Below are 16,371 nucleotides of genomic sequence, written 5' to 3' on the forward strand. Positions count from 1 at the left end.
GTGGATCAGGACGCGCACACGAAGTCGTGACCGGGCGGCTCCCGGCGGGCCACCCGGGCGGCGGGCGGCGGCACGGTCGTCCGGCGCGGGGCCGGTGAACCGGGCGGAGGCGGGGAGCGGAGCTGGGTCAGCTCACCTGCTGAGTCGTGGCTCAGCGGGGCTGACGTTCGGCCCGGCCACGACTGGGAGGATCGCTATCTCGCACAGCGATCACCTCCTGCGGTCGGCGGGGCCCGGAACGCGGGCCGCACGGCCCGCAAACGCGGATCATCGTACACCCGCCGGTCTCCGCCGCCGCACTCGGCCGAGCGGCCGGACGGACCTCCTCCGCGGGGCCGGCCGCGCGGGGCGACGGGCGCGACGCCACCGGTCCGGACGTGCCCGGCGTTAGCGCTTACCTGCCGGTAACGCCTAGGCTCCGACCGACCGGGAGATCACTGAACTACAGGGGGAACCGTGGCCCGTACCGTCCTGGTGACCGGCGGCAACCGGGGGATCGGCCTGGCCATCGCGCAGGCCTTCGCGAAGCAGGGCGACCGGGTGGCGGTGACCCACCGCAGCGGCGAACCCCCGGAGGGGCTGTTCGGGGTCCGCTGCGACGTGACCGACTCCGCGTCGGTCGACGCCGCGTTCACCGCCGTCGAGGCCGAGCTGGGGCCGGTGGAGGTGCTCGTCGCCAACGCCGGGATCACCGACGACACGCTCCTGCTGCGGATGTCCGAGGAGCAGTTCACCCGCGTGCTCGACACCAACCTGACCGGCGCGTTCCGGTGCGCCAAGCGCGCCTCGGGCAAGATGCTGCGCGTCAAGTGGGGGCGCATGATCTTCATCTCCTCGGTGGTCGGCCTCTACGGCGGCCCCGGCCAGGTCAACTACGCGGCCAGCAAGGCCGGCCTGGTGGGCGTGGCCCGCTCGATCACCCGCGAGCTGGGCAGCCGCAACATCACGGCGAACGTGGTCGCGCCCGGCTACGTGGAGACCGACATGACCGCCGGCCTGCCCGAGGACCGCAGGTCCGAGTACCGCAAGGCCATCCCCGCCAACCGCTTCGCCCAGCCGGACGAGATCGCGGGCGTGGTCACCTGGCTGGCCGGCGATGCCGCCGGCTACGTCTCCGGCGCCGTCATCCCGGTCGACGGCGGCCTCGGCATGGGCCACTGACAAGCGGCACTGAGAACTACGGAGGATCCCTGCATGTCCGGACTGCTCGCCGGTAAGCGGCTGCTGGTCACCGGCGTCATCACCGACGCCTCGATCGCCTTCTCGGTGGCGAAGCTCGCCCAGGAGAACGGGGCGCAGGTCGTGCTCACCGGCTACGGCCGGCTCTCCCTGGTGGAGCGGATCGCCAGGCGGCTGCCCGAGCCCGCCCCGGTGATCGAGCTGGACGTGACCGACGCCGACCACCTCGCCGGGCTCGGCGACCGCGTGCGCGAGCACGTCGACGGCCTCGACGGGGTGGTGCACTCGATCGGCTTCGCCCCGCAGAGCTGCCTCGGCGGTGGCTTCCTCGACGCCCCCTGGGAGGACGTGGCGACCGCGTTGCACGTCTCCACGTACTCCTACAAGTCGCTGGCCATGGCGGCGCTGCCGCTGATGTCCGCCGGCGGCGCGGTGGTCGGCCTGACCTTCGACGCCACGAAGGCGTGGCCCGTCTACGACTGGATGGGCGTGGCCAAGGCCGGGCTGGAGTCCGCCTCCCGCTACCTGGCGCTGCACCTGGGCAAGCAGGGCATCCGCAGCAACCTGGTCGCCGCCGGGCCGCTGCGCACCATCGCCGCGAAGTCGATCCCCGGCTTCGACCAGTTCGAGGACGCCTGGACCGAGCGCGCGCCGCTGGGCTGGAGCCTGACCGACCAGGAGCCGGCCGCGCGGGCCTGCCTGGCGCTGCTGTCCGACTGGTTCCCGGCCACCACCGGCGAGATCGTGCACGTCGACGGCGGCTACCACGCCATCGGCGCCTGACGCCGCGGAAGGGTCCCCCGCCGACGCCCCCGGGCGCGGCGGGGGACCCTTCCCGCGCCCGGGACCAGGGGGCCCCGCCCGGCGGGGACGGCGACCGGGGAAGAATGGGGCCCATGGCGTACGACGCGGTGGTCCTGGTGTCCTTCGGCGGACCGGAACGGCCCGAGGACGTGATGCCCTTCCTGCAGAACGTGACCCGGGGGCGGGGTGTGCCGCCGGAGCGGCTGGCGGAGGTCGCGGAGCACTACCAGCACTTCGGTGGCGTCTCCCCGATCAACCAGCAGTGCCGGGAGCTGCTCGCGGCGATCCGGGAGGACTTCGCCGCCAACGGCGTCGACCTGCCGGTCTACTGGGGCAACCGGAACTGGCACCCGATGCTCGCCGACACCGTGGCGCAGATGCGCGACGACGGCGTCACCCACGCCCTGGCGTTCGTGACCAGCGCCTACGGCGGCTACTCCTCCTGTCGGCAGTACCAGGAGGACATCGCCGCCGCCCGGGCGGCGGTCGGTCCGGACGCCCCGGCGATCGACAAGATCCGCCAGTTCTGGGACCACCCCGGCTTCGTCGAGCCGCACGCCGACGCGGTGCGGGCGGCGCTCGGCCGGCTCGACCCGGCGAAGCGGGACAGCACCCGGCTGGTGTTCACCGCACACTCGATCCCGAACTCGATGGCCGCCAACGCCGGCCCCCACGGCGGCCGGTACGAGGCGCAGCTCACCGAGGCCGCCCGGCTGGTCCACGCGGCGGCGGCCCCGGACCTGCCCTGGGACCTGGTCTGGCAGAGCCGCTCCGGTCCGCCGCAGGTGCCGTGGCTGGAGCCGGACGTCAACGACCACCTGCGTACGCTGGCCGAGGCCGGCACCACCGCCGTGGTGCTCAGCCCGATCGGGTTCGTCTCCGACCACCTGGAGGTGGTGTGGGACCTGGACACGGAGGCGCGCCAGACGGCCGGGCAGCTCGGGCTGGACTTCGTCCGGGCCGCCACCCCCGGCGTCGACCCCCGGTTCGTGGCGATGGTCCGTGAGCTGGTGCGGGAGCGGATCGAGCCCGACGGGGTCGCCCTGCGCCGCCGCCTCGGCGAGCTGCCGATGTGGGACACCTGCCCCACGGTGTGCTGCGTCCCGGCCCGCCGCCCCGCCGCCGCCCCGGCACCCGGGAACCCGGCCTCCTGACCGCCACGCCGGCCCCGCCGGCGGCCCCGACACCCCTGGAACGAGTGACGATGCAGGACCGCAAGCCGGTGGAGAGCTGGCTGACCGACATGGACGGCGTGCTGGTGCACGAGGGCCAGCCCGTGCCCGGGGCGCCGGAGTTCGTCTCCCGGCTGCGCGCCTCCGGCAAGCCGTTCCTGGTGCTCACCAACAACTCGATCTACACGCCGCGCGACCTCACGGCCCGGCTGAGCCGGATGGGCCTCGACGTGCCGGAGCAGGCGATCTGGTCCTCCGCGCTGGCCACCGCCCAGTTCCTGGCCGACCAGCGGCCGGGCGGCACCGCGTACGTGATCGGGGAGGCCGGGCTGACCACGGCGCTGCACGCGGTCGGCTACGTGCTGACCGACTTCGCCCCGGACTACGTGGTGCTGGGCGAGACCCGCACCTACAGCTTCGAGGCGATCACCAAGGCGGTCCGGCTGATCAACGACGGGGCCCGGTTCATCTGCACGAACCCCGACGTGACGGGCCCGTCGGTGGAGGGCGCGCTGCCGGCCGCCGGGTCGGTGGCCGCGATGATCTCCAAGGCGACGGGGGTCGAGCCGTACTTCGTCGGCAAGCCCAACCCGATGATGATGCGCTCCGCGCTGAACACGATCAACGCGCACTCCGAGACGACCGCGATGATCGGCGACCGGATGGACACCGACATCCTGTGCGGGCTGGAGGCCGGCCTGGAGACGATCCTGGTGCTGACGGGGATCAGCAGCCGCGCCGAGGCGGAACGCTACCCGTACCGGCCCTCGCGGATCGTCGACTCCGTCGCCGACCTGGTCGACGAGGTCTGAGCGGTGCCGGGCGAGGTCTGAGCGGTCCCGTCAGCGCAGGAAGTCGACCAGGACGGGCGCGAGGACGTCGGCGGGCACCTGGTGCCACCGGCCGGGCAGGCTGCGGTGGGTCGCGTCGGGCAGCAGCGCCGCGGTGGTGGCGGCCATGCCGGTGAGGTCGTCGGTGCTGCCCGCGCTCTGCAGGACCAGCGTCGGTGTGGTCACCCGGGCGAGCAGCTCCGCGGTGGTGGCCTCGCTGAGCATGCTGTCGTAGGCGAGGGTGTGCGCGACCGCGACCATCGCCTCCCAGTGCGGCGTTCCCCGCATGCCCGCCACCGCCTCCATCGGCACCCCGATGGAGGTCAGGAAGAAGGTGACCGCCTCCTCGCCGGCGAGATCCCGCAGCGCCACCGTGAAGGCCCGCGCGGCGGCCGGGTCCGCCGTGTCGAGCGGCGGTTCCAGCAGCACCAGCCGGTGCACGTCGAGACCGGCCGCGGCCGCGTGCAGCGCGAGCAGGCAGCCGGAGGAGTACCCGTACAACGACACGGGCCCACCCACCTCGCCGAACAGCGCGGCGAGGTCCTCGACCTCGCGCTGGGGCGCGTACGGCGGGGTGTCGGTGCTGTCGCCACGACCCCGCCGGTCGTACCGGTGGACGGTGAACCGGCCCGCGAGCAGCCCGGCCAGCTCGCCGAGGGGACTGTTCGACCGGTGGTGCCCGGCGGCGTCGACGAGGATCAGCGGCGGTCCGCTGCCGGCGCTCTCGTAGGCGATGCGGGTGCCGTCCCGCGAAGCCGCGACGTTCATGAACTGAACCGTACAGTACAGTTCGGGGGTGCGGACGGAATCGAAACGCCGGACGATCCTCGACGCCGCGCTCGCGGAATTCCTGGAGCACGGCTACGTCGGCGCCGGGATGGACCGCGTCGCCGCCCGGGCCGGCGCCTCGAAGGTGACGGTGTACGCGCACTTCGCCGACAAGCGCGCCCTCTTCGAGGCAGCCATCACCCAGGCGGTCGCCGACGCCGAGCAGGCCGGGGCGGCGTTCGTCTCGGTGCTCGCCGAGTCCGACGACCTCCCGCACGACCTGCGGGCCTTCGCCCGTGAACACGTCACCACGGTCACCCGCCCGCACCTCGTGCACCTGCGCCGGATGCTGATCGGCGAGGCCGGTCGCTTTCCCGACCTGGCCCGCGCGTGGCACCGGGCCGCACCCGAGCGCGGCCACGCCACCCTGGCCGCCGCCATCGCCCGGCTCACCGAGCGGGGGCTGCTACGCGCGCCCGACCCGCTGCTGGCCGCGCAGCACCTCAACTACCTGATCCTGTCGATCCCGCTGAACGAGGCGATGTTCGCCGTGCGCGAGTCGTACGACGAGGCCGAGCTGCACCGGTGGGCGGACGAGGCGGTGCGCGTCTTCCTCGCCGCGTACGGCGTCTGCGGTCTATTTCATCAACCGTGACTGGCGGCGCCGGCCACCGACGCCGCCCCGCCGAGGCGGTCAGGGGCGCAGCGGGGCGTTGCAGGCGGCGACCAGGGCCTGCCGGCAGGCGGTGGTCAGCGGGCGCAGCGCGGCGTCGCGCTGCTGGGCCTCGTAGTTGTTGATCGCGCCACCCGGCGCGGCGTGCCCGGCCAGGGCGAGCACCCGGTCGAGCACGGCGGCCCGGGCGAAGAGCCGCCGGGCCCGCGGGTCGAACCCGGGCGGCAGGTCCGTCGCGCCGTCGGGCCGGCGCAGCGCCTCCAGCGCCCCCGCCAGCTCGGGTCGCCACTGGGCGACGTCCAGCCGGGTCAGCGCGGCCGTGGTGTCGTGCAGCGCCGCCGCCAGCTCCGCCTCGGCCTCGGCGGCGCCGGGCAGCGTGAGCGAGGCGGCCGGGGCGTTCGCCGGCAGCGGATAGACCCGCCAGAGCACCGTCTCGAAGGTGTCGCCGGAGCCCGACGTGTGCGTGCGCACGTGCGGGATCAGCCCGAGGCCCCCGGCGACCACCGCCTCGCCGGCCACCAGCGCCGCCCCCGCGAAGTCACCCGGACCGGGCAGCCCGCGCGGGTCGCCGGGCGCGGGCAGCACCAGCCGGATCTCGTCGGGCGAGAGCTTCGCGAGGGTGGGCAGCGCCTGGGGCAGGGGTACGTCGGTCCAGGTGCCGGGCGCGTCGGCGACCAGGTGCTCCTCGTCGCCGGCGATGGCGTCGGCCAGCTCGTCGAAGGGCACCAGCCCGGCGCGCCACGCGCGCACCCAGGCAACGAACCGGCTGGACCGGCGCGGTGTGAGAGTCGCCGCGCCCGCTGCGGGGGTGGACATGCCGAAAGGGTACGTGGTCACCGCCGCCCCTGTCTCGACTGCCGCTCCGCCCACCCCGCCGCCCCTGACCGTGGCGTGTCGGGTGCGGTGGGAGGGGTTGGGGATTAGCTTGATCGGCATGGGGCGGTATGCGGAGGACGTGCTGGCGGGGGACTGGCGGCGGCGGAAGGTCACGCCCGAGGTGGACGCCGAGCCGGATCTGGTGGTCGAGGACGCCGACTCCGGCTTCTGCGGCGCGGTGGTGGGCTTCGAGGCCGGCGCGGTGGTGCTGGAGGACCGGCACGGGCGCCGGCGCAACTTTCCGCTGCTGCCGGCGGCGTTCCTGCTCGACGGGCAGCCCGTGACGCTGCGCCGGCCGACCCGCGCCCCGGTGCCGGCCGCCCGCCGCCGTACCGCCTCCGGCTCGATCGCGGTCGACGGCGTACGCGCCCAGGTCGCCAAGGCCAGCCGGATCTGGGTGGAGGGCATCCACGACGCGGCCCTGGTCGAGCGGATCTGGGGCGACGACCTGCGCGTCGAGGGCGTGGTGGTGGAGCCGTTGGACGGCATCGACGCGCTCGACGCCGAGGTGCGCGACTTCGCGCCCGGCCCGGGCCGCCGCCTCGGCGTGCTCGTCGACCACCTGGTCGCCGGCTCCAAGGAGAGCCGGATCGTCGCGAAGGTGACCTCCCCGCACGTGCTCGTGACCGGGCACCCGTACGTCGACGTGTGGCAGGCCGTGAAGCCGGCGGCGCTGGGCATCCGGGCGTGGCCGGTGGTGCCGCCGGGGCGGCCGTGGAAGGAGGGCGTGTGCGCCGCGCTCGGGGTCGCCGAGCCGGCGGAGATGTGGCGGCACATCCTGTCCCGGGTGGACAGTTTCGCCGACGTGGAGACGCCGTTGATCAACGCGATGGAACGTCTGATCGACTTCGTGACCGCGCCGGCCTGAGCGCCGGCCCGGCGGTCGCTCAGGGCTCCTGGTCGGGGGTACGGGTGAAGACGAAGGTGGCGATGTCGAGCGCCACCGCCCGCCCCGCCTCGTCGCGCAGCACCGACAGGATCTCGCCGTTCTCCGGGCCGGAGCGGCCCCGCCAGCGGTCGGGCCCCTCCGGTACGAAGACGCTGACCCGCTCCCCGCGTACGTAGACGACCAGCTCGCCCCTGGCCGCGTCCCAGGTGACGTCGAGCGACGCCCCCATCCACCACCAGCGGCCGGTCACCTCGTCGACCTCGGCGGGCGGGGCGGTGGTGGCGGGCCGCCAGGGCTGCGGGAACGCCGGCTCGGCGTCCAGCACGGTGGTCAGGACCCGCAGCGCGAGCCCGCCGATCCCGCCGGTGCGGAAGCCGTACGAGTTGGCGAAGCCGATCACGCCGGTGCGGGACGGGCGGTGCACCGCCAGGGCGGCCACGTAGCCGGGCATCGAGCCGCCGTGCCCGACGTACACCCGCTCGCCCTGCCGGTAGAGCTCCAGCCCGAGGCCGTGCCCGCCGGTCCACGAGTCGACGTCGCTGATCGACACGGGGACGCACATCTCGGTCAGCGTCCCGGCCGCCAGCACCTGAGGCGCCGGGTCGGCCAGGAAGGCCGCCCAGCGGGCCAGGTCCTCGGCGGTCGACCAGAGCTGCCCGGCCGGGGCCATCGCCCCGGTGTCGGTACGCGGCTCCTCCCGCAGCGTGTCGTGCCAGGGGTGCACGACGTAGCCGCGGGCGAACGGCTCGGTCGCCGCGTACGTGGTGCGGCGCATCCCGAGCGGCTCCAGCACGCGCTGGCGCAGCAGCTCGGCCCACGGGGTGCCGGTGATCCGCTCCAGCACCCCGCCGAGCAGCCCGTACGCCAGGTTCGAGTAGTGGTAGACGCGGTGCGGGGGGTAGGCGATCTTCTCGGCGCCGACCCCGGCCAACACGGTGGCCAGGTCCCCGACCTCGGCGCGCTCCCACCACTGCCCGTCCGGCTCGCGGCGCAGGCCGCTCGCGTGGCCGAGCAGCTGCCGCAGGGTGAGCGCGCCCACGCCGGTGTCCGGCAGGTGCTTCTCCAGCGGGTCGTCCAGGGCCAGCCGGCCGGCGTCGCGCTCCTGCATGACCAGGGTGGCCGTCATGGTCTTGCTGATCGACCCGAGGCGGTACTGGAGGTCGGCGTCGGGGCGCGGGTGCTCGCCGGCGGTGGCGAGGTGCGTGAGCGCGCCGTCGCGCACCACGCCGACCAGCAGCGACGGCGTACGGCCGGCGGACTGCGCCGCGGCGACGAGGGCATCGACCTGGCGGGTGGTCTCGGGCAGCAGGGACACGGGCTCTCCTGAGGGTGATTCCGGTGCCGTCGGGGTGGACCGTCGGCGTGTCGCCGAGCCTACTGATCTTCGTGCATCCACCGCCGCCCCGCGCCCCCACCCGCGATCCGGTGGGCCGCCGGCACGTCGCCGGGGCCAGTTGATCTTCATGGGTGGGCTTCACGTGCGTGGACGTGTCACGATCGGGGGGTGGACGCCGTGCTGTGGATCGTGCTGGGTGTCGTTCTGGCGGTCGCTGAGATCTTCACGACGACGCTTTTTCTGATCATGTTCGCGGTCGGGGCCCTGGCCGCCGCGGGAGCGGCGGCGCTCGGCGCCCCGGTCGAGGTGCAGGCGATCGTCTTCGCCGCGGTGTCGGCGCTGACGGTGCTGGGGGTGCGGCCGACGCTGCGCAGACACCGCCGCTCGGCGCTCGAGAGCGGCGAGCAGCCCTTCGGCGTGGAGGCGATCGAGGGCAGCACGGCGCTCGTGCTGGAGCAGGTCGACACCGGGCAGGGCATGGTGAAGATCGACGGCGAGCTGTGGCAGGCCCGCTCCTACGACGCGAGCCAACACTTCGCCCCGGGCGAACGGGTGCAGGTGATCCAGGTGCGGGGCGCTACCGCCCTGGTGTGGCGGGACGACGTTTCCCCTTCCGGCGAGCTACCCGAAGCGAAAAGGTGAGTACATGGAACTTGTGATCCCGGTCCTACTGATCGCCATCGCGCTGATCGGGGTGATCACCCTGGCCAAGGCGGTGCGGATCGTGCCGCAGCAGCGTCAGGACGTGGTCGAGCGGCTCGGCAAGTACAAGCGCACGCTCAACCCCGGGCTGAACATCCTGGTCCCGTTCGTCGACGCGGTGCGCACCAAGGTCGACATGCGTGAGCAGGTGGTCAGCTTCCCGCCGCAGCCGGTGATCACCTCGGACAACCTGGTGGTGTCGATCGACACGGTCCTCTACTTCAAGGTCGTCGACTCGGTCCGGGCCACCTACGAGATCTCGAACTTCCTCCAGGCCATCGAGCAGCTCACCGTCACCACGCTGCGTAACGTGATCGGCTCGCTGGATCTGGAGCGGGCGCTGACCAGCCGCGATCAGATCAACCGTCACCTGTCGGGCGTGCTGGACGAGACCACCGGCCGGTGGGGCATCAAGGTCACCCGGGTGGAGCTCAAGGCGATCGAGCCGCCGGCGAGCATCCGCGACTCGATGGAGAAGCAGATGCGCGCCGAGCGGGACCGCCGGGCGGCGATCCTGAACGCCGAGGGGCACAAGCAGTCGCAGATCCTCACGGCCGAGGGTGAGAAGCAGTCCGCGGTGCTGCGCGCCGACGGTGACCGGCAGGCCCGCATCCTCCAGGCCGAGGGTCAGGCGAAGGCGATCCGGACGGTGTTCGACGCGATCCACCAGGCGAATCCGAGCCAGAAGGTGCTCGCCTACCAGTACCTCCAGGCCCTGCCGCAGATCGCCAACGGCACCTCGAACAAGGTCTGGATCGTGCCGGCCGAGCTGACCAAGGCGCTGGAGGGCATGGGCGGCGCGCTGGGCGGGCTGAGCCGGATGGTCGGCGACGAGCCGACGCCGGAGGCGTCCGGCAGCGCGAGCGAGGTGGAGCGCGAGGCGGCCGAGGCCGCGCAGGCCGCGGCGGCCGCCGCGCAGCAGATCCACGACGAGGTACGCGTCGCCGAGGCGCAGGCCTCCGGCGGCAAGCCGCAGGGACTGCCGGCGCCCGAGCCGGTCTCCCCGGCGAGCCTGCTGCGCGACCCGGCCAACCAGCGCGAACAGGGCTGACCGGCCCGGGCGACGACCGCCCGAAAATGCGAGAAGAACTCATGGGGCGCTCCGTCGCCTGCCACCATCGGTCCTAGGACGGGCGGTGAGCAGGCATCGGGGCGCCCCGGCGCGTCCCGCACCGCTCGTCGGACGAGCGAGGTGACGCATGAAGGATCCGGCGAAGCGGGTACGCTCCTCGGCCCCGGTGCCCGGCGCGCACGACCCCACCGGGCCGCTCGGCAGCCGGCGCACCGGCGGGGGGTTCGGCGTACTGCCCTTCGTCGAGCCGACCCCGGTCGGGCCGGCCACGAACGCCACCTGGGCCTGGTCGCTGCGCCGGCTCGCCCGCGGCGCGGTGTGGCTGCTGCCCGCGTACGCCATCCTCTACGCCGTCGTGGCGATGGGCAGCGACGGCGGGGTGGGCAACGACCCTTACCCGGCCGACGGCCGGCCCCTCTACCTGGTGGGCTGGGTGGCGGCGGTGTGGCTCGGGCTGCTCGCCCTGCTGGCGCTGACCGGGCTGCTGGCGGCGACCCGCAGCCGCCGGGCGGCCGTCGCCGGCCTGCTCGTGTCGATCGCCGGCACGGTGCTGATGCTGCCCTTCGCGGGCCTGGCGGAGCAGACCCCCGTCTTCGGCACCACCGCCCGCACCCTCGTCCTCGTGGGCGCCACCTGCTACAGCCTGGGCTGGCTGCTGACCGGCTGGTCGGTGGCCCGTTCCGGGACGTTCAGCATCGGCGACGGCGCCATGCTGATGATCGCCGCTCCGCTGCTGGGCGTCGGCGGCGCGCTGATCGGCTCGTTGCAGACCTTCGGCGCGATCTTCGTGCTGATCGCCGGCATCGGCATCGGCTACCGCTCCGGCCGGCTGGTGCCCCGGGACATCGCCCGCGACGCCGCCAGCGCGAGCCTCACCGCCGCCCCGGCCGCGCCCGGCCCGAACGGCGCCCTGCCCACCTGAGCGGCGCGCCGGCGGGTCCGGTGGGGCCACCGGTGCCGCTGGGGCACCGGGGATGGAAAGTCGCTGGCAGCAGGCGGTGAAGTTGCTGACAGCAGGGCTTCAGGGGTGGTCGGTTGGCCGCTTCCGTGGCAATCCTGGGGACCATGGCCCCACCCCGCCCGCCGCTGTCGCGGCTGTTCACCGTGCTGCTCGCCGGCGTGCTCGCCGGCCTCGTCCTGGCGGTCGCCGCGCTGCCGGGAAACCTGCTGCTCGGGTTCGCCGCCAAGGCCGCGGTCGGTTCGTACGCGGCGCTGCCCGAGGCACTGCGCACCCCCGCCACGCCCCAGCGCTCCTACCTCTACGCCAACGACGGCAGGACGCTGATCACCACGTTCTACGACGTCAACCGCACCGACGTGCCGCTCGACGAGATCGCCCCGGTGATGCGGCAGGCGATCGTGGCGGCCGAGGACCGGCGCTTCTACGACCACGGCGGGGCCGACCTGCGCGGGCTGCTGCGGGCCGTGGTGTCGAACGTCTCCGGCGGTGGCCAGCAGGGCGGCTCCACGCTGACCATGCAGTACGTCCGCAACGTGCTCAAGACCGACCCGGGCCGCACCGCCGAGGAGCGCGCCGCGGCCACCGAGCAGACCGTCGGGCGCAAGATCCAGGAGATCCGGTACGCCACGGCGCTGGAGCAGCGCCTCAGCAAGGACGAGATCCTCAACCGGTACCTGAACATCGCGTACTTCGGCTCCGGGGCGTACGGCATCGCGGCGGCCAGCCAGCGCTACTTCGCCAAGCCCCCGGCGGAGCTGACCCTCGGCGAGGCGGCACTGCTCGCCGGCCTGGTGCAGTCGCCGGAGGCGTACAGCCCGATCGACGGCGACGCGGACGCGGCGCTCCAGCGGCGCGGCTACGTGCTCGACTCGATGGTCTCCACCGGAGCGATCAGCGCCGAGGAGGCCGCGCGGGCCCGGGCCGAGAAGCTGACCCTGCGCCCCACCGCCCAGCCCAACGGCTGCACCGCCGTCGCCCAGGGCCACGACGACTGGGGCTTCTTCTGCGACTACCTGCGGCAGTGGTGGCTCGCGCAGCCCGAGTTCGGGGCCAGCGTCGAGGAGCGCGAGCAGGCGCTGCGCCGGGGCGGCTACACCGTGGTGACCTCGCTGGACCCGCAGGTCCAGGCCACCGCGCAGAAGGAGGCCACCCGGGTCTACTCGTACGACAACAAGCGCGCCCTGCCGATCGCCGCCGTCGAGCCGGGCACCGGCCGGGTCCTGGCGATGGCGGTCAACCGGCACTACAGCCTCGATCCCAACCCCGACGGGCAGGCCAACCACCCCAACACCGTCAACCCGCTGATCTCCGGCGGCGACAGCGTGGACGGCTACCAGGCCGGCTCGACGTTCAAGCTCTTCACCATGCTCGCCGCGCTGGAGGCCGGCAAGCCGCTGTCCACCGGCTTCGACGCGCCCAGCCGGCTGCCCACCCGGTACGCCGCCGAGGGCGAGGGCAGCTGCGACGGCCGGTGGTGCCCGGCCAACGCCAACCCGGAGTGGATGGACGGGTACCGGATGATGTGGGACGGCTTCGGCCGTTCGGTGAACACCTACTTCGTCTGGCTGGCCGAACAGGTCGGGCAGGAGAAGGTGGTCGAGATGGCGAAGCGCCTCGGCATCACCTTCCGGGCCGACGCCGACGCCACCTTCGCCGAGAACGACGCCGCCGACTGGGGCTCGTTCACCCTGGGCGTGACCGCCACCACCCCGCTCGACCTGGCCAACGCGTACGCCACCGTGGCCGCCGAGGGCACCTACTGCGCGCCGCTGCCGGTGGTCTCGGTGACCGCGCCGGACGGCGAGCGGGTTCCCGTGGGCGACCCGTCCTGCCGGCGGGTGCTCGACGCCGACGTGGCCCGGGCCGCCACCGACGCGGCCCGCTGCCCGGTCGGTCAGCAGTCCACGCTCGCGCAGTGCAACGGGGGCACGGCCACCTCCGTGAACCGGATCCTCGACGGCCGGCCGGTGGCCGGCAAGACCGGCAGCTCGGAGCGCAACGCCACCGAGACCTTCGTCGGCTTCACCCCGCAGGTCGCGGTCGCCGGCATCGCCGCCAACCCCGACGACCCGACCGACTCGGTGGGCGCGGCGGTGCAGGCGAAGGTGATCGACGCGGTCGCCCGGGTCATCGGCACCGCCGTCGCGGGTGAGCCGGAGAAGGCCTTCGCCGCCCCGAGCCGGGAGCTGATCGGCGACCCGCGCCGCCCGGTGGAGCGCCCGCCGGTCGAGCAGCGCCGCCCGTCGGAGGAGCGCCGTCCGTCGGAGGAGCGGCGGCCGTCGCCCTCGGACGATCAGCGCCTGTCCGACCTGCGCCGCTGGCTGGAGCGCCGCGGCTGACCGCGGGCCGCGAGGTGACGGGCGGGGCGTCGGAGTGCCGCGCGCCGGTCGCGGCGCCGCCCCGCCCTGCCCGGTCTGCCCCATCCGTGGGGGGCAGCTCGACAGCGCGCAGCCGGAGCCTCCGCCGGCCCTCAGCTTCGACACCAGTCGCGGAAGGTCCCGAAGAAGAGTCGTCCGGGGATGTCAAAGCCGGCGCCGCCGCTCCGACCACCTGGCGAGGACGCCCACGAGGGGCGTCGCGACGCCAGCGGGAGCAAGACCATGCGAGAGATCATCTACGGGGTGCACCAGTCGCTCGACGGGTTCATCGAGGGGCCGAACGGCGAGTTCGACTGGCCGCAGATGGGGGACGAGCTGTCCGCGTACTCGCTGGCGCAGTGCGAGCAGGTCGGCGCGTTCCTCTACGGCCGCCGGGTCTGGGAACTCATGGCCGGGTACTGGCCGCAGGTCGAGTCGATCTCCGACCACCCGCACGACCTGGCGTTCGCGCCGATCTGGCGGCGTACGCCGAAGGTGGTCGTCTCGCGCACCCTCACCGGGGCCGAGCACGGCGCGCAGGTGGTCGGGGGTGCCGACCTCGGCAAGGAGGTCAGCGCGCTGAAGGAGCAGCCGGGCGGCGACCTGCTGCTCCTCGGCGGCGCCGGGGCCGCCGGCGCGCTGACCGGACTCGGCCTGATCGACGAGTACCAGATCTTCGTGCACCCCGTGGTGCTCGGCGGCGGCAAGCCGGTCTTCGCGCCCAGCGAGCGGATGGGCCTGCGCCTGGTCGACTCGCGGGTCTTCGACGGCCGGTCGGTCCTGCTGCGCTACCGCCGGGAGGGCTGACAGTCAGCCCCGTCCGCGTCCCGACCGGAGGGTGGCGACCGCCGTGGGCAGGCCCCGCCGGATGATGCCCGCCCAGTCGGTGTCGCCACGCAGGACGGCGGCGGCGGTGTTGCGGGCCTGCTCGGCGGTGAAGTGCGGCGGCAGCATCAGCTCGGCCGGGTCGACCAGGGCGTTGACGACCACCGGCCGGTCCGCGCTCAGCGCCCGCTCCCAGACGCCCGGCACCTGCTCCGGCGCGTCGACCAGCTCGCCGCCCAGGCCCAGCACCTCCGCCCACCGGTGGTAGGCGATGTCGGGCAACTGCTGGCTGTCGGGGAACATCGGCGTCCCCTCGCTGGAGCGCTGCTCCCAGCTGACGAAGGCGAGGTCCCGGTTGTTGAGTACCAGCACCACGAACCGCGGGTCCGACCAGCTCCGCCAGTACTTGGCCACCGTGATCAGCTCGTTGACCCCGTTCATCTGCATCGCGCCGTCGCCGATCAGGGCCACCAGCGGGCGGTCCGGGTGGGCGAACTTGGCGGCCAGCGCGTACGGCATCGCGCCGCCCATCGAGAGCAGGGTGCCGGAGAGGTTGGCCAGCATGCCGGGGCGCACCTGGACGTGCCGGGCGTACCAGGCGGTCGTGGTGCCGCAGTCGACCGCGATCATCACGTCGTCCGGCAGCCGGTCGTTGAGGGTGGCGAAGAGCAGTTGCGGGTTGACCGGGTCGGCGGACTGCCCGGCCAGCTCCCGCTGCGTACGCCGCCAGGCCGTGGTGGCCTCGCCGATCGTCGCCCGCCAGCGGGTCGGCCCCGGGCCGGGCCCGAGCTCGCGCAGCAGGGCCCGCAGAGTCGGCCCGGCGTCTCCGGTGAGGTTCACCTCGGTCGGGTACCGCAGCCCCAACTGCGTGCCGTCCCGGTCGATCTGCACCGCGCGGGCCCGCCCCTGCGGGGGGTAGAACTCCGAGTAGGGCATGTTGCTGCCCACGATCAGCAGCCGGTCGCACTCGTTCATCAGCTGCCAGCTGGGCCGGGTGCCGAGCAGACCGATGGCGCCGGTCACCCAGGGCTCCCGGTGGTCGACCGCGGCGAAGCCGAGCAGCGCGGTCGCCACCCCCGCGCCGAGCCGGTCGGCGACGGCGCGGACCTCGTCGACCGCGCCGAGCGCGCCCTGCCCGACCAGCATGGCGACCCGTTCGCCGCCGCCCAGCACCTCGGCGGCCCGGCGCAGGTCGGCCTCCGGCGGCACCGTCGGGCCGGTGCCGGGCACGTCGCTGGTGCGGTAGTAGCCGTGCGCGTGCGGCGGTTCCGGCACGGCCGGCGCGTCCTGGATGTCCGACGGGAGCACCAGCGCGGTGACGGTACGCCGCGCCAGCGCCGTGCGGCAGGCCCGGTCGACCAGGTGGCGTACCTGGCTGGGGTGGTCGAGCTGGGCCAGGAAGGCAGCGGCCACGTCCTTGTAGAGGGCGAGCAGGTCCACCTCCTGGTAGTAGCCGCCGCCCTCGGCGGTGAGCGCGGTGTGCCCGACCAGGGCGACCACCGGCTGGTGGTCCAGCTTGGCGTCGTACAGGCCGTTGAGCAGGTGGATCGCGCCGGGACCGCTCGTCACCAGCGCGCAGCCGAGCGGCCCGCCGCCGTACTTGACGTGGGCCGAGGCCGCGAAGCCGGCGGTCTCCTCGTGCCGGACCTGGACGAACTGCGTCCGTTCCCCGGTGCGTTGCAGCGCCGAGGTCAGGCCGTTGATGCCGTCGCCGGGATAGCCGAAGTAGCGGCGTACGCCCCAGCCGGCCAACCGGTGCACGATGTGGTCCGCGACGGTGGCGTCGCGCGGCAGCGGGCCCAGGTCGACGCGCCGTCCGTCCGGGAGTTCGGCGGCCGGCTCCGGCATGCCCATGGGACGTACGTTCACCTGGCTGTCCTTCCGTCGGTCCGACCGCTCCGGCCCGCCATTCCCCTTCTTACCCGGA

The 16,371-nt window shown here is 74.0% G+C and carries 15 protein-coding genes; 11 read left to right on the forward strand and 4 right to left on the reverse strand.

Annotated features, from left to right (window positions below; translation table 11 throughout):
* Positions 1 to 456 precede the first annotated feature (456 nt).
* The 4 genes from fabG (at position 457) to ACTMS2_RS27730 (ending at position 3,967) form a co-directional block, all read left to right on the forward strand.
* A complete protein-coding gene (fabG, locus tag ACTMS2_RS27715) occupies positions 457 to 1,161 on the forward strand; it encodes a 3-oxoacyl-ACP reductase FabG (RefSeq protein WP_441178021.1) in 705 nt (234 codons plus the stop codon).
* Positions 1,162 to 1,194: 33 nt separating this feature from the next.
* Positions 1,195 to 1,962: an enoyl-ACP reductase FabI gene (gene fabI, locus ACTMS2_RS27720; protein ID WP_088999425.1), complete on the forward strand. Its 768-nt coding sequence runs from the start codon at positions 1,195 to 1,197 to the stop codon at positions 1,960 to 1,962.
* A gap of 113 nt (positions 1,963 to 2,075) precedes the next feature.
* A complete protein-coding gene (locus tag ACTMS2_RS27725) occupies positions 2,076 to 3,137 on the forward strand; it encodes a ferrochelatase (protein WP_441178022.1) in 1,062 nt (353 codons plus the stop codon).
* Positions 3,056 to 3,967 (forward strand): HAD-IIA family hydrolase, encoded by a 912-nt coding sequence (locus tag ACTMS2_RS27730; RefSeq protein ID WP_441178023.1) that lies wholly within the window; start codon positions 3,056 to 3,058, stop codon positions 3,965 to 3,967. The genes ACTMS2_RS27725 and ACTMS2_RS27730 overlap by 82 nt, the downstream gene beginning before the upstream one ends.
* A gap of 30 nt (positions 3,968 to 3,997) precedes the next feature.
* Here the strand turns inward: ACTMS2_RS27730 and ACTMS2_RS27735 are convergent, their stop codons facing one another.
* On the reverse strand, positions 3,998 to 4,753 hold the full coding sequence (locus ACTMS2_RS27735) for an alpha/beta fold hydrolase (RefSeq protein WP_441178024.1): 756 nt from the start codon (positions 4,751 to 4,753) through the stop codon (positions 3,998 to 4,000).
* 28 nt (positions 4,754 to 4,781) lie between these two features.
* On the opposite strand from ACTMS2_RS27735, the gene ACTMS2_RS27740 reads away from it, so the two are divergent.
* Positions 4,782 to 5,408 carry a TetR/AcrR family transcriptional regulator gene (locus tag ACTMS2_RS27740; protein ID WP_441178025.1) on the forward strand — a complete coding sequence of 209 codons (627 nt, stop codon included), beginning with the start codon at positions 4,782 to 4,784 and terminating at the stop codon, positions 5,406 to 5,408.
* Positions 5,409 to 5,447: 39 nt separating this feature from the next.
* On the opposite strand, the gene ACTMS2_RS27745 is transcribed toward ACTMS2_RS27740, so the two are convergent.
* Positions 5,448 to 6,242, reverse strand: a complete 795-nt coding sequence (locus ACTMS2_RS27745) for a hypothetical protein (RefSeq protein WP_101411551.1) — start codon at positions 6,240 to 6,242, stop codon at positions 5,448 to 5,450.
* Positions 6,243 to 6,360: 118 nt separating this feature from the next.
* Here ACTMS2_RS27745 and ACTMS2_RS27750 point away from each other — a divergent pair, with 118 nt between their 5' ends.
* A complete protein-coding gene (locus ACTMS2_RS27750) occupies positions 6,361 to 7,170 on the forward strand; it encodes a DUF3097 domain-containing protein (protein ID WP_441178026.1) in 810 nt (269 codons plus the stop codon).
* A 19-nt stretch (positions 7,171 to 7,189) separates the two neighbouring features.
* Here ACTMS2_RS27750 and ACTMS2_RS27755 read toward each other — a convergent pair whose 3' ends face one another.
* A complete protein-coding gene (locus ACTMS2_RS27755) occupies positions 7,190 to 8,506 on the reverse strand; it encodes a serine hydrolase domain-containing protein (protein WP_441178027.1) in 1,317 nt (438 codons plus the stop codon).
* A gap of 189 nt (positions 8,507 to 8,695) precedes the next feature.
* On the opposite strand from ACTMS2_RS27755, the gene ACTMS2_RS27760 reads away from it, so the two are divergent.
* From ACTMS2_RS27760 to ACTMS2_RS27780, 5 genes are all read left to right on the forward strand, one after another.
* Positions 8,696 to 9,169, forward strand: coding sequence for an NfeD family protein (locus tag ACTMS2_RS27760; RefSeq protein ID WP_363900547.1), 474 nt, complete (start codon positions 8,696 to 8,698; stop codon positions 9,167 to 9,169).
* Between the two features lie 4 nt (positions 9,170 to 9,173).
* Positions 9,174 to 10,280, forward strand: a complete 1,107-nt coding sequence (locus ACTMS2_RS27765; protein WP_441178028.1) for an SPFH domain-containing protein — start codon at positions 9,174 to 9,176, stop codon at positions 10,278 to 10,280.
* A 148-nt stretch (positions 10,281 to 10,428) separates the two neighbouring features.
* On the forward strand, positions 10,429 to 11,223 hold the full coding sequence (locus tag ACTMS2_RS27770; protein ID WP_441178029.1) for a hypothetical protein: 795 nt from the start codon (positions 10,429 to 10,431) through the stop codon (positions 11,221 to 11,223).
* A 143-nt stretch (positions 11,224 to 11,366) separates the two neighbouring features.
* Entirely contained in the window at positions 11,367 to 13,601 is a 2,235-nt protein-coding gene (locus ACTMS2_RS27775) for a transglycosylase domain-containing protein (RefSeq protein WP_441178030.1), read from the forward strand.
* A gap of 261 nt (positions 13,602 to 13,862) precedes the next feature.
* Positions 13,863 to 14,426 carry a dihydrofolate reductase family protein gene (locus ACTMS2_RS27780; RefSeq protein WP_441178031.1) on the forward strand — a complete coding sequence of 188 codons (564 nt, stop codon included), beginning with the start codon at positions 13,863 to 13,865 and terminating at the stop codon, positions 14,424 to 14,426.
* Positions 14,427 to 14,429: 3 nt separating this feature from the next.
* Here ACTMS2_RS27780 and ACTMS2_RS27785 read toward each other — a convergent pair whose 3' ends face one another.
* Positions 14,430 to 16,292: a thiamine pyrophosphate-requiring protein gene (locus tag ACTMS2_RS27785; RefSeq protein WP_441178055.1), complete on the reverse strand. Its 1,863-nt coding sequence runs from the start codon at positions 16,290 to 16,292 to the stop codon at positions 14,430 to 14,432.
* Positions 16,293 to 16,371 lie beyond the last annotated feature (79 nt).

This window comes from Micromonospora sp. SD12 (assembly GCF_052068495.1).
GTDB classification, from domain to species: Bacteria; Actinomycetota; Actinomycetes; order Mycobacteriales; family Micromonosporaceae; genus Micromonospora; species Micromonospora echinofusca.

Excerpts from the sequence above, each read along its gene's own strand:
- fabI (WP_088999425.1), top strand. The coding sequence starts at position 1,195 with ATGTCCGGACTGCTCGCCGGTAAGCGGCTGCTGGTCACCGGCGTCATC.
- ACTMS2_RS27725 (WP_441178022.1), top strand. The coding sequence starts at position 2,076 with ATGGCGTACGACGCGGTGGTCCTGGTGTCCTTCGGCGGACCGGAACGG.
- ACTMS2_RS27735 (WP_441178024.1), bottom strand. The coding sequence starts at position 4,753 with ATGAACGTCGCGGCTTCGCGGGACGGCACCCGCATCGCCTACGAGAGC.
- ACTMS2_RS27745 (WP_101411551.1), bottom strand. The coding sequence starts at position 6,242 with ATGTCCACCCCCGCAGCGGGCGCGGCGACTCTCACACCGCGCCGGTCC.
- ACTMS2_RS27750 (WP_441178026.1), top strand. The coding sequence starts at position 6,361 with ATGGGGCGGTATGCGGAGGACGTGCTGGCGGGGGACTGGCGGCGGCGG.
- ACTMS2_RS27765 (WP_441178028.1), top strand. The coding sequence starts at position 9,174 with ATGGAACTTGTGATCCCGGTCCTACTGATCGCCATCGCGCTGATCGGG.
- ACTMS2_RS27770 (WP_441178029.1), top strand. The coding sequence starts at position 10,429 with ATGAAGGATCCGGCGAAGCGGGTACGCTCCTCGGCCCCGGTGCCCGGC.
- ACTMS2_RS27775 (WP_441178030.1), top strand. The coding sequence starts at position 11,367 with ATGGCCCCACCCCGCCCGCCGCTGTCGCGGCTGTTCACCGTGCTGCTC.
- ACTMS2_RS27780 (WP_441178031.1), top strand. The coding sequence starts at position 13,863 with ATGCGAGAGATCATCTACGGGGTGCACCAGTCGCTCGACGGGTTCATC.
- ACTMS2_RS27785 (WP_441178055.1), bottom strand. The coding sequence starts at position 16,292 with ATGCCGGAGCCGGCCGCCGAACTCCCGGACGGACGGCGCGTCGACCTG.